This window comes from Klebsiella sp. D5A, from assembly GCF_001620885.1.
Classification (GTDB): Bacteria; Pseudomonadota; Gammaproteobacteria; order Enterobacterales; family Enterobacteriaceae; genus Klebsiella; species Klebsiella variicola.
Genome location: NZ_KV407481.1, coordinates 50607 through 63464, shown reverse-complemented (window position 1 = coordinate 63464; position 12858 = coordinate 50607). Strand labels below are relative to the sequence as shown.

The 12858-nt window shown below is 57.0% G+C and carries 10 protein-coding genes; 4 read left to right on the top strand and 6 right to left on the bottom strand.

The window, feature by feature from the left end:
• Positions 1 to 193 precede the first annotated feature (193 nt).
• Complete coding sequence (locus AS136_RS00290; protein WP_023323323.1) at positions 194 to 1210, top strand: Zn-dependent oxidoreductase; 1017 nt, start codon at positions 194 to 196, stop codon at positions 1208 to 1210.
• A gap of 86 nt (positions 1211 to 1296) precedes the next feature.
• On the top strand, positions 1297 to 2580 hold the full coding sequence (locus AS136_RS00285; protein WP_008806658.1) for an MFS transporter: 1284 nt from the start codon (positions 1297 to 1299) through the stop codon (positions 2578 to 2580).
• Between the two features lie 46 nt (positions 2581 to 2626).
• On the opposite strand, the gene mnmL is transcribed toward AS136_RS00285, so the two are convergent.
• Positions 2627 to 3562, bottom strand: a complete 936-nt coding sequence (gene mnmL, locus AS136_RS00280; protein WP_008806659.1) for a tRNA modification radical SAM protein MnmL/YtqA — start codon at positions 3560 to 3562, stop codon at positions 2627 to 2629.
• A 673-nt stretch (positions 3563 to 4235) separates the two neighbouring features.
• Here mnmL and gltB point away from each other — a divergent pair.
• Positions 4236 to 8696 carry a glutamate synthase large subunit gene (gene gltB, locus AS136_RS00275; protein WP_008806660.1) on the top strand — a complete coding sequence of 1487 codons (4461 nt, stop codon included), beginning with the start codon at positions 4236 to 4238 and terminating at the stop codon, positions 8694 to 8696.
• 9 nt (positions 8697 to 8705) lie between these two features.
• Entirely contained in the window at positions 8706 to 10124 is a 1419-nt protein-coding gene (gene gltD / locus AS136_RS00270; RefSeq protein WP_008806661.1) for a glutamate synthase subunit GltD, read from the top strand.
• A gap of 55 nt (positions 10125 to 10179) precedes the next feature.
• Here the strand turns inward: gltD and AS136_RS00265 are convergent, their stop codons facing one another.
• The 5 genes from AS136_RS00265 to rpsI all read right to left on the bottom strand — a co-directional run bounded on the left by AS136_RS00265 (position 10180) and on the right by rpsI (position 12844).
• Positions 10180 to 10884 (bottom strand): N-acetylmannosamine-6-phosphate 2-epimerase, encoded by a 705-nt coding sequence (locus AS136_RS00265; protein ID WP_023323324.1) that lies wholly within the window; start codon positions 10882 to 10884, stop codon positions 10180 to 10182.
• 119 nt (positions 10885 to 11003) lie between these two features.
• The gene (gene sspB / locus AS136_RS00260; RefSeq protein WP_008806663.1) at positions 11004 to 11498 is read right to left on the bottom strand and encodes a ClpXP protease specificity-enhancing factor; all 495 of its coding nucleotides are present in this window, start codon (positions 11496 to 11498) and stop codon (positions 11004 to 11006) included.
• A gap of 3 nt (positions 11499 to 11501) precedes the next feature.
• Positions 11502 to 12140 (bottom strand): stringent starvation protein SspA, encoded by a 639-nt coding sequence (sspA, locus tag AS136_RS00255; protein ID WP_002918467.1) that lies wholly within the window; start codon positions 12138 to 12140, stop codon positions 11502 to 11504.
• A gap of 41 nt (positions 12141 to 12181) precedes the next feature.
• Positions 12182 to 12394, bottom strand: a complete 213-nt coding sequence (locus AS136_RS28035; protein ID WP_136047529.1) for a hypothetical protein — start codon at positions 12392 to 12394, stop codon at positions 12182 to 12184.
• Between the two features lie 57 nt (positions 12395 to 12451).
• A complete protein-coding gene (rpsI, locus tag AS136_RS00250; RefSeq protein ID WP_000829815.1) occupies positions 12452 to 12844 on the bottom strand; it encodes a 30S ribosomal protein S9 in 393 nt (130 codons plus the stop codon).
• Between the last annotated feature and the right edge of the window lie 14 nt (positions 12845 to 12858).

Sequence of the window (12858 nt, the reverse complement as noted above, 5' to 3'; positions counted from 1 at the left end):
CCTGCACCGGGCAAGCCCATCCCGGCGCATTCATATTTTTTTTCAATTTATTTCAATAGATTAATAATAGTCTGGCTTTTTCTGACGACCTCTTCCAAATGTGATCCAGAGCTATTTATGATCAAATGCATACTTGTATGGTAATAAAAACAGGCGAAATTCGTTCGCGAAACAGACAATGGAAGGAACAGAAATGAGAAGCGTCATCGTCAAAGAGCCAGGCCAACTGAACATTGCATCACGTCCGGTTCCCGTTCCGGGCAGCCATGAAGTACGGGTGAAAATCGCCTTTGCCGGGATCTGCGGTTCCGATGTACACATCTATCAGGGCCACAACCCCTTCGCGAAATATCCCCGCGTTATTGGTCATGAATTCTTCGGCATTGTCGATGCCGTCGGCGAGCAGGTCTCTCCGGCGCGTATTGGCGAACGCGTCGCGGTCGATCCGGTGGTCAGCTGCGGCCATTGTTATCCCTGCTCGGTTGGTCGGCCGAATGTTTGCGCGCAGCTCCAGGTCATCGGGGTGCACCGCGATGGGGGATTCAGCGACTATGCCTGCGTGCCGGCCAAAAATGCCTGGCGCATTCCGGAGGCTATCAGCGATCGTCAGGCGACAATGGTTGAGCCTTTTACTATTGCGGCAAATATTACCGCCCAGCTGCAGCCCACGCCGCAGGATATCGCCCTGGTTTACGGCGCTGGCCCAATGGGCCTGACGGTGATCCAGGCGCTGAAGGGGGTGTATGGCGTTAAGCAGGTGATCGTCGTGGACCGCATTGCCGAACGTCTACAGATGGCACGGGACAACGGCGCCGATCTGACGCTCGATAACACCCATCAGCCGCTGGCGGATCAGCTGGCGCAGCGGCAGATAGCCCCCACGCTGGTCATTGATGCCGCCTGCCACCCAGCCATTCTGCAGGAGGCAATCCTCCTCGCCTCCCCTGCAGCCCGCATCGGCATACTCGGTTTCTCCGGCGAGGCGTCCACGCTGACCCAGCAAAGCATCACCAGTAAAGAGATCTCCATTTTCTCCTCGCGGCTGAACAGCGGGCGCTTTCCGCTGGTCATCGACTGGATGGAAAAAGGCCTTATCCATCCTGAGGCGTTAATCACCCACTGTATGCCGCTGGAGCAGGTGAAAGAAGCCATGGAGATTTTCGCCAACGATCGGAAGACCTGTTGCAAAGTGCTGCTGCAATTAAGCTAAGCCAACATTATTTTTAAATAACGGCCGACGGATATCTGTAGATCCGCCGCGCCTGATATAAATCATATAATGAGCATGGTGCTATCATGGGAAAAAATATTCGCTGGATTATCGTCCTGTTATTATTTTTAGTGTATATGATAAATTATCTGGACCGGGTGGCGTTATCCATTACGGTGCCGATGATTGAAAAGGACCTTGCACTTAACGCTGAACAATTTGGTATGATTTTCGGCAGCTTTTTCTTCGGCTACGCGGTCTTTAATTTTATTGGCGGCCTCGCCGTCGATAAATTTGGCGCCACATTGGTGATGGGCCTGGCGGTTGGGTTATGGTCGCTGTTTTGCGGCTTAACCGCGGTTGCCACCGGCTTTTATTCCATGCTGGTGCTCCGCGTGCTCTTCGGGATGGCAGAGGGCCCGATTTGCGCCTCAGCGAACAAGATGATTAACGGCTGGTTTCCTAAAAAGCAAGCAGCAACCGCAGTGGGGTTCCTCAGCGCCGGCTCTCCGCTGGGCGGCGCGGTCGCCGGACCTATCGTCGGTTATCTGGCCCTGGCTTTCGGCTGGCGTCCCGCGTTTATGATTATTTTCGCCATCGGTATTGTGTGGATGGTCGTGTGGTTTTTTATTGCCGCCAACTCGCCTGACAAACATAAGCATGTCAGTCAGGAAGAGCTCATGCTCATTAATAAAATGAAGCAAGAGGAGGACGCCCTGGAAACCGTAGAAAATCAAACGGCCCACTCACTGGGTTATTATCTCAAGCAGCCTATTATTCTGGTGACGGCATTTGCCTTCTTCTGCTACAACTATATTCTGTTTTTCTTTCTCAGCTGGTTTCCGTCCTATCTGGTCCAGCAGCACCATCTGGATATTAAACAGATGAGTCTCACCACCATGATCCCGTGGATCGTCGGTTTTGTCGGTCTGGCGCTGGGGGGTTATATATCCGATAAAATATTTAACCTTACCGGAAGGCTGCTGCTGTCGCGCAAAATCGTGCTGGTGGTATGCCTGCTAATGGCCGCGCTCTGCGTGGGGCTCGCCGGTACCGTTAGCAGCGTCGTTCCTGCCGTTCTGCTGATGTCGGTCTCCATCTTTTTCCTCTATGTGACCGGGGCGATCTACTGGGCGATTATTCAGGACGTGGTGCATAAATCCCGCGTCGGCGGCGCCAGCGGCTTTATCCATCTTATCGGCAGCGTCTCCGGCATCGTGGGGCCGATTGTCACGGGCTATATCGTGCAGTCCACCGGCAAATTCGACAGCGCCTTTATTCTCGCCGGCACTATCGCCGCGCTTGGCGCCGTGCTGGTGCTACTGGTGATTAAAACCCCACGGATGACGATGAAAGCCAGTCAGGCATAAATGGCTGAAGAGCGATGTCCGGCCTTGGCCCGGACATCGTCTGCTTCTACTTCTCCGCCAGGGGCACAGCCCAGCTGCGGCCTAGCGCCGAGCCCTGAGCGCCCTGCTCATTCAGATAGCGATCCAGTTCAACCATTCCGGTCCAGCGATTTTCGCACCACAGCGGCGCCAATAGCGTGGGTCGACGGGCGCTGGCCGATATCCGGTGATAGATCACCTCCGGCGGCGTATGGCGAATCATCTCCCCGGCGGTCACGGTATACGCCTCCAGCTCAATGCCATTGAGACGCCCGGCCTGCCACGCTTTGGCCATAATACTGCCTTTGACAATGTGCAGCGGGTGCAGCTTGATGCCGTCCACGCCGGTCGCCACCACCCGCTCCAGCGTCTCCAGGCAATGGCCCTGGGTCTCTCCGGGCAGGCCGACGATCAGATGTGCGCAGACCTTCAGCCCTCGCGCTCGCGCCAGACGCGCAGTACGCTGGTAGCAAGCGAAATCATGCCCACGGTTAATCCGATGCAGGGTTTTATCGTGCGCGGTTTGCAGTCCCAGCTCCAGCCATACCTCATATCCTTGCTCATGATATTCACTCAGCAGATCGAGGACTGCCTCCGGCACGCAGTCCGGGCGGGTGCCGACGCAGAGGCCGACAATATTCGCCTGGCTGATGGCCTGACGATACATCGAGCGGAGCACCTGCACTTCAGCGAAGGTGCTGGTATAGGCCTGGAAATAGGCCAGATAGCGCTTTGCCCGGTTGACGAGCTGCGCCTGATGAGCGAGCTGTTCGGCGATGGAGCGATGCTGCTGCGCCTCATCGGCAAAGGAAGCCACATTACAGAAAGTGCAACCGCCGCGGCCCAGCGTGCCGTCGCGGTTCGGGCAGCTAAAACCGCCGTGCAGCGTCAGCTTATGGACCTTTTCGCCATAGCGGCGCATAAGATCCCCACCAAACATATTGACTAATTTCTGTAACTGCATAATCTGATAGACCGGCCTCAACAAAGGGGGCCAAGCCTGCCACTTTTTGTCACCGACGGCGATGACCTGGATCAATCGTCAGCGCGGCGGCCACCCTCATTGCATAAACAATCATGATTACTGCAATTTCATTCACCTCTGTGGTGATGAGTTTTCCTTATATTTCACCTGCGGATAGCCCTAATCTTCTTCACGGCAAAAAACAGTATTAATATCCATTGAGAAAATATATGGCAGTCAAATATGCTAATGATGACATGCATTTCAGCGCATAACGGTAATGCAAAGCCGCGTGCACAGTGAGACAGATCACACTAGCCTGACCTTCCTGAGGCGTATTCATAGCACGAAAAATGGCACTATTTATTTTTAAAACAACAAGTTAACACCTGTATAGCACATTTTTGTATTAATAAGATTGCCATTTGACGTAAGTGTGGATTCCCGATAAGTTGGGAATCCGCTGGAAGCTTTCTGGATGAGCACTCTGCTCATCATATTTATGCAGTAATTGAGATTCCCTCTTAACAGCAAGTCCTCAAACTTGTGTACCGATGCGAAAAGGATTTAAAGAGGGCGAATGCGAGGTGCAAACCCCGTCGCCATACTCTTTCTGTGCCTGTGCGCAATCGGTATCGGAGGGTGTCCGCAGAGCCTGGGGAGGTTCACTGATATGTTGTACGACAAATCCCTTGAGAGGGATAACTGTGGTTTCGGCCTGATCGCCCACATAGAAGGCGAACCTAGCCACAAGGTAGTGCGAACCGCGATACACGCACTGGCCCGCATGCAGCACCGTGGCGCAATCCTTGCCGATGGTAAAACCGGCGACGGTTGCGGTCTGCTGCTGCAAAAACCCGATCGTTTCTTCCGCATCGTTGCTGAAGAGCGCGGCTGGCGTTTAGCCAAAAACTACGCCGTTGGGATGCTGTTCCTGAATAAAGATCCTGAGCTGGCTAAAGCGGCGCGCCGCATCGTTGAAGAAGAACTTCAGCTTGAGACCCTGTCGATTGTCGGCTGGCGCGATGTGCCGACCAACGAAGGCGTCCTCGGTGAAATCGCCCTCTCCTCGCTGCCCCGTATTGAGCAAATCTTTGTGAACGCCCCGGCTGGCTGGCGCCCGCGCGATATGGAGCGCCGTCTGTTTATTGCGCGTCGTCGCATTGAAAAACGCCTGCAGGAAGACAAAGATTTCTACGTTTGTAGCCTGTCCAACCTGGTCAACATCTATAAAGGTCTGTGTATGCCGGCGGATTTGCCGCGCTTCTACCTGGACCTCGCGGACCTGCGCCTGGAGTCGGCTATCTGCCTGTTCCACCAGCGCTTCTCCACCAACACCGTGCCGCGCTGGCCGCTGGCGCAGCCGTTCCGTTACCTGGCGCACAACGGTGAAATCAACACTATCACCGGCAACCGCCAGTGGGCCCGCGCCCGTACCTATAAGTTCCAGACCCCGCTGATCCCGGATCTGCACGACGCCGCGCCGTTCGTTAACGAAACCGGCTCTGACTCCAGTTCAATGGACAACATGCTGGAGCTGCTGCTGGCCGGCGGGATGGATATCGTGCGCGCCATGCGCCTGCTGGTGCCGCCAGCCTGGCAGAACAACCCGGATATGGATCCGGAGCTGCGTTCGTTCTTCGACTTTAACTCTATGCACATGGAGCCGTGGGACGGCCCGGCGGGCATCGTCATGTCCGATGGCCGCTACGCTGCCTGTAACCTCGATCGTAATGGCCTGCGCCCGGCGCGCTACGTCATTACCAAAGATAAGCTCATCACCTGCGCCTCTGAAGTCGGTATCTGGGACTACCAGCCGGACGAAGTGGTCGAGAAAGGCCGCGTGGGCCCGGGCGAGCTGATGGTTATCGATACCCGCGCCGGACGCATTCTGCACTCGGCGGAAACCGATGACGATCTGAAGAGCCGCCACCCGTACAAAGAGTGGATGGAGAAAAACGTTCGTCGCCTGGTGCCGTTCGAAGATCTGCCGGAAGAAGAAGTCGGCAGCCGCCAACTGGATGACGACACGCTCGCCAGCTACCAGAAACAGTTTAACTACAGCGCGGAAGAGCTGGACTCCGTCCTGCGCGTGCTCGGCGAAAATGGCCAGGAAGCAGTCGGTTCGATGGGCGATGACACACCTTTCGCCGTGCTCTCCAGCCAGCCGCGCATTATCTACGATTACTTCCGTCAGCAGTTCGCCCAGGTGACTAACCCGCCTATCGATCCGCTGCGTGAAGCGCACGTCATGTCGCTGGCCACCAGCATCGGTCGCGAAATGAACGTCTTCTGCGAAGCGGAAGGCCAGGCCCATCGCCTGAGCTTCAAATCGCCGATCCTGCTGTACTCCGATTTCAAACAGCTGACGACGATGGAAGAAGAGCACTATCGTGCCGACGTCCTCGACATCACGTTTAACCCGGCAGAGGCCTCGCTCAGCGAGACGGTGAAAGCCCTGTGTGACAAAGCAGAGCAAATGGTGCGCGAGGGTACCGTGCTGCTGGTGCTGTCCGACCGCAACATCGCCAAAGACCGTCTGCCGGTACCGGCGCCGATGGCCGTTGGCGCGATCCAGACCCGTCTGGTCGATAAAAGTCTGCGCTGCGATGCCAACATCATCGTTGAAACCGCCAGCGCCCGCGATCCGCATCACTTTGCGGTCCTGCTCGGCTTCGGCGCGACCGCTATCTATCCGTACCTCGCCTATGAAACGCTGGCGAAGCTGGTCGACAGCAAAGCTATCGATAAAGCCTACCGTGCGGTGATGCTGAACTATCGCAACGGTATCAACAAAGGTCTGTACAAAATCATGTCGAAGATGGGGATCTCCACCATCGCGTCCTACCGCTGCTCGAAGCTGTTCGAAGCCGTCGGTCTGCATCGCGAGGTTTCCGATCTCTGCTTCCAGGGCGTGGTCAGCCGCATCGGCGGCGCCGGCTTCGACGATTTCCAGCAGGATCTGCTGAATCTGTCGAAACGCGCCTGGCTGGCACGTAAGCCACTGGCTCAGGGCGGCCTGCTGAAGTTCGTGCACGGCGGTGAATATCACGCCTACAACCCGGACGTGGTTCAGACCCTGCAGAAGGCCGTGCAGAGCGGCGAATACAGCGACTATCAACAATACGCGAAACTGGTTAACGAACGTCCGGCGGCCACGCTGCGCGATCTGCTGGCGCTCAATCCAGGCGAAGACGCTATCAGTATCGACGACGTAGAACCGGCGAAAGAGCTGTTTAAACGCTTCGATACCGCGGCGATGTCGATCGGCGCGCTGAGCCCGGAAGCACACGAATCGCTGGCGGAAGCGATGAACAGCATCGGCGGTTTCTCTAACTCCGGTGAAGGCGGTGAAGACCCGGCGCGCTACGGCACCAATAAAGTGTCGCGCATCAAGCAGGTCGCGTCCGGCCGCTTCGGCGTCACGCCAGCCTATCTGGTCAATGCCGACGTCATCCAGATCAAAGTCGCCCAGGGGGCGAAACCGGGTGAAGGCGGTCAGTTGCCGGGTGATAAAGTCACCCCGTATATCGCCAAACTGCGCTATTCCGTACCGGGCGTGACGCTGATTTCCCCGCCGCCGCACCACGATATCTACTCTATCGAGGATTTGGCGCAGCTGATTTTCGACCTCAAGCAGGTCAACCCGAAAGCGATGATTTCGGTCAAACTGGTTTCTGAACCGGGCGTTGGCACCATCGCCACCGGCGTGGCCAAAGCCTATGCCGATCTGATCACCATCGCCGGCTACGACGGCGGTACCGGGGCGAGCCCGCTCTCATCGGTGAAATATGCCGGCTGTCCGTGGGAGCTTGGCCTGGTGGAAACCCAGCAGGCGCTGGTCGCTAACGGTCTGCGTCATAAGATCCGTCTGCAGGTGGACGGCGGACTGAAAACCGGCCTCGATATCATCAAAGCGGCGATCCTCGGCGCAGAGAGCTTCGGTTTCGGTACCGGCCCGATGGTCGCGCTGGGCTGTAAATACCTGCGTATTTGCCACCTGAACAACTGCGCGACCGGCGTGGCGACTCAAGATGACAAACTGCGTAAGAACCACTATCACGGTCTGCCGTTCAAAGTGACCAACTACTTTGAATTTATCGCCCGTGAGACCCGCGAGCTGATGGCCCAGCTGGGCGTCAAGCGTCTGGTGGATCTGATTGGCCGCACCGATCTGCTCAAAGAGCTGGATGGGTTTACTGCCAAACAGCAGAAACTGGATCTGGGTAAACTGCTGGAGACCGCAGAGCCGCATCCGGGCAAAGCGCTGTACTGCACCGAGAACAACCCACCGTTCGATAACGGTGTACTCAACGCGCAGCTGCTGCAGCAGGCGAAACCGTACGTGGATGAAAAGCAGAGCAAAACGTTCTGGTTCGATATCCGCAATACCGACCGCTCCGTGGGGGCCTCGCTGTCCGGGTATATTGCCCAGACCCATGGTGACCAGGGACTGGCCGGGGATCCGATCGTCGCCCACTTTAGCGGCACCGCAGGCCAGAGCTTCGGCGTGTGGAACGCCGGTGGCGTAGAGCTGCATCTGACCGGCGATGCCAACGACTATGTCGGGAAAGGCATGGCGGGCGGTCTGCTGGCCATTCGTCCTCCGGTCGGCTCTGCGTTCCGCAGCCATGAAGCCAGCATTATCGGCAACACCTGCCTGTACGGCGCGACCGGTGGTCGTCTGTACGCCGCAGGCCGCGCAGGCGAGCGTTTCGCCGTGCGTAACTCCGGCGCCATTACCGTGGTGGAAGGCATCGGTGACAACGGCTGTGAATATATGACCGGCGGCATCGTCTGCGTGCTCGGTAAAACCGGCGTCAACTTTGGCGCAGGGATGACCGGCGGCTTTGCTTATGTCCTGGATGAAGATGGCGACTTCCGTAAACGCGTGAACCCGGAACTGGTGGAAGTGCTGGACGTTGATTCTCTGGCTATCCATGAAGAGCACCTGCGCGGTTTAATCACCGAACATGTGCAGCTTACCGGTTCGCAACGTGGCGAAGAGATCCTCGCCAACTGGCCGGCCTTCTCCGCGAAGTTTGCGCTGGTTAAACCGAAGTCCAGCGATGTTAAAGCACTGTTGGGTCACCGTAGTCGTTCCGCAGCTGAGCTGCGGGTGCAGGCGCAGTAAGGGGTTAAGATGAGTCAGAACGTTTATCAATTTATCGACCTGCAGCGCGTTGATCCGCCAAAGAAACCGCTGAAGATCCGTAAAATTGAGTTTGTGGAAATTTACGAGCCGTTTTCAGAAGGCCAGGCCAAGGCGCAGGCAGATCGCTGCCTCTCCTGCGGCAACCCGTACTGTGAATGGAAATGCCCGGTGCATAACTACATCCCGAACTGGCTGAAGCTGGCCAACGAGGGACGTATTTTTGAGGCGGCTGAGCTGTCGCATCAGACCAACACCCTGCCGGAAGTCTGCGGGCGCGTTTGCCCGCAGGATCGCCTGTGTGAAGGCTCCTGTACGCTGAACGATGAGTTCGGCGCGGTGACCATCGGCAACATCGAACGCTATATCAATGACAAAGCGTTCGAAATGGGCTGGCGTCCGGATCTCTCCGGCGTGAAGCCGACCGGTAAAACCGTCGCGATCATCGGTGCTGGCCCGGCGGGCCTCGCTTGCGCCGACGTGCTGACCCGCAACGGCGTCAAGGCGGTGGTGTTTGACCGCCATCCGGAAATCGGCGGCCTGCTGACCTTCGGTATCCCGGCGTTCAAGCTGGAAAAAGAGGTGATGACCCGCCGCCGTGAAATCTTCACCGGCATGGGCATTGAGTTCAAACTCAATACCGAAGTGGGTCGCGACGTACAGCTCGACGACCTGCTGAAAGAGTACGATGCCGTGTTCCTCGGCGTCGGGACCTATCAGTCGATGCGCGGTGGACTGGACAACGAAGACGCCCCGGGCGTCTACGACGCGCTGCCGTTCCTGATCGCTAACACCAAGCAGATCATGGGCTTTGGCGAAACAGCTGATGAGCCCTACGTCAGCATGGAAGGCAAACGCGTGGTCGTGCTCGGCGGTGGCGACACCGCGATGGACTGCGTGCGGACCTCCATTCGTCAGAATGCGGCGCACGTGATCTGTGCCTATCGTCGTGACGAAGAGAACATGCCCGGTTCAAAACGCGAAGTGAAAAACGCGCGTGAAGAAGGCGTTGAGTTCCAGTTCAACGTCCAGCCGCTGGGCGTGGAAGTGAATGCCAATGGCAAAGTGTGCGGCGTGAAGATGGCGCGCACCGAGATGGGCCAGCCGGACGCGAAAGGCCGCCGTCGCGCGGAGATCGTCGCTGGTTCTGAACACGTGGTGCCGGCTGATGCGGTGGTAATGGCCTTTGGCTTCCGTCCGCACAGCATGGAGTGGCTGGCGAAGCACAGCGTCGAGCTGGACTCTCAGGGCCGCATCATCGCGCCGGAAGGCAGCGACAACGCGTTCCAGACCAGCAACCCGAAAATCTTCGCCGGTGGCGATATCGTTCGCGGTTCCGACCTGGTGGTCACCGCGATTGCCGAAGGCCGTAAAGCGGCGGACGGGATCCTCAACTACCTTGAAGTCTGATTAGACTCTGAGCCTCAGCGCATAAAAGCCCGATGGTTAACGCCATCGGGCTTTTTTATTGCTCATTCGCCGGACAAACCGCCGCTTTCAGCGCCGTATTATACCAGCCGCAGATATGCTCTAAGCGGGTGATCGCCGAGCCGACGGTCACCGCCCACGCGCCGCAGCGCATCGCTTCAGCCGCCTGCGCAGGCGTATTGTAGCGCCCCTCTGCGACCACTCGGCAGCCCGCGGCGCTCAGGCTTTTCACCAGCGCCAGGTCCGGTTCGTCCGGTGTCTCCTCTGCGGTATAGCCGGAGAGAGTAGTGCCAACCATATCGAAGCCCAACTGCCAGCATTCCAGGGCATCGTCGAGAGAGGAACAATCTGCCATCGCGTTTTTCCCCTGGCGGTGAATTGCCGCCAACAACGATGCGACAGAGGCCGGACGCTGGCGCCGCGTGCCGTCAACCGCAATGATATCGGCCCCCGCCTGCGCCAGGGCATTCACATCCTCAAGCCACGGCGTAATACGCACCGGGCTATCATGCAGATCGCGCTTAATCAGCGCGATAACAGGCACCGTCACTAACGGACGAACGGCCTGCAGGTTGGCCAAACCTTCTATGCGCAGCGCCACCGCCCCCGCCTGTTCCGCCGCCAGCGCCATCGCCGCGACGATGGCGGGGTTATCCAGCGGGCTGCCCGGCACCGGCTGACAGGAGACAATTAACCCACCGTAATGGCGAATACGCCGATCCAGTTGTGCAAGTAAAGACATGACTGCTCCCTGAAAGATAAGTGTGGCAATAACAGTACCAGCCGCAGGGGCGCGTCGTGTGTGGCGGGGTTAACAAAGCAGGCAGGAAAAAAAACAGGCCCCGGAGGGCCTGTCAGGCGTTACTTCACAACGCGGAGCGCCGGGCGACCACCGCGCGGCGGCGGCGTGTCGTCAGGATCGTCGTCGTGATTATCCGGCTTATCGCCATCGATCACCGACATCACCGTTTCGCTTTCACTCTCAGGCGCGACGTCATCATCGTTGAGGCTGCTGACATCTTCGTCATAGGCCGCTTCCGGTTCAAACATCGTGCCGGCGCCGTTCTCACGGGCATAGATGGCGAGTACCGCAGCCAGCGGAACAGACACGTTACGCGGCACGCCGCCAAAGCGCGCGTTAAAACGCACCTCGTCATTCGCCAGCTCCAGATTGCCGACCGCACGTGGGGCAATATTGAGAACGATTTGTCCGTCGCGCGCGTACTCCATCGGTACGAGCACGCCCGGCAGAGTGACATCCACCACCAGGTGCGGCGTCAGCTGGTTATCCAGCAGCCACTCATAAAACGCCCGTAACAGATACGGGCGACGCGGCGTCAGCTGTGATACATCCATTATTTAGCCCCGACCGAGGCGCATTTCACGCTCGGCTTCAGTTAAAGAAGCGAGGAAGGAATCACGCTCAAATACGCGAGTCATGTAGCCTTTGAGCTCTTTCGCGCCTGCGCCAACCAGTTCCACACCGAGAACCGGCAAACGCCACAGCAGCGGCGCCAGGTAGCAATCCACCAGGCTGAACTCGTCGCTCAGGAAGTAAGGTTTCTGGGTGAAGACCGGCGCGATGGCCAGCAGTTCTTCACGCAGCTGCTTACGCGCAGCATCAGCTTGCGCTGCGGTACCGCTCTGGATGGTGTTCATCAGCGAATACCAGTCCTTCTCGATACGTTGCATATACAGGCGGCTTTCTCCACGCGCCACCGGATAAACCGGCATTAACGGCGGATGCGGGAAACGCTCATCCAGATACTCCATAATGATGCGAGATTCCCACAGAGTGAGCTCACGATCCACCAGCGTCGGTACGCTTTGATTCGGGTTGAGGTCAATCAGATCCTGAGGTGGGTTGTCCTTCTCCACGTGCTCTATCTCAAAACTGACACCCTTCTCAGCCAGCACAATGCGGACCTGATGGCTATAGATGTCAGTAGGACCAGAAAACAGCGTCATTACCGAACGTTTGTTGGCAGCGACAGCCATGAAAACCTCCAGGTATATTCAGAATTTTGTACTGCTGCCAGTCACTCATGACCGGCCAGATGTAAAAACCCCAGTAGCGCGATGTCACCTTCGTTCACGAATAAAACAAAAAATGAACAATCACCAGCATTTGGGCAGAAAATTGGATGATAGTTTACCAGATTTTGAAGACGTTGTGGTGAGGGGATTCTGGAAATGCTGAAAAAGTGGCGAAAACCGGCGGCATGATTGTGGATAACAGCCGTTTTATCCATAAAAAAACCCGCCGGAGCGGGTTTTTTCGCAAATTGTTCTGCGTGAGCAGAAGACAATTAACGTTTGGAGAACTGCGGACGACGACGTGCTTTACGCAGACCGACTTTCTTACGTTCAACCTGACGAGCGTCACGAGTAACGAAGCCTGCTTTACGCAGTTCGCCACGCAGGGACTCATCGTACTCCATCAGAGCGCGGGTGATACCGTGACGGATCGCACCAGCCTGACCAGAGATACCACCACCTTTAACAGTGATGTACAGATCCAGTTTCTCAACCATGTCGACCAGTTCCAGCGGCTGACGAACTACCATGCGGGCAGTTTCGCGACCGAAGTACTGTTCCAGAGAACGCTGGTTGATAACGATTTTACCGTTGCCCGGTTTGATGAATACGCGAGCTGCGGAACTTTTGCGGCGACCAGTGCCGTAGTATTGATTTTCAGCCATTGCCTATAATCCCG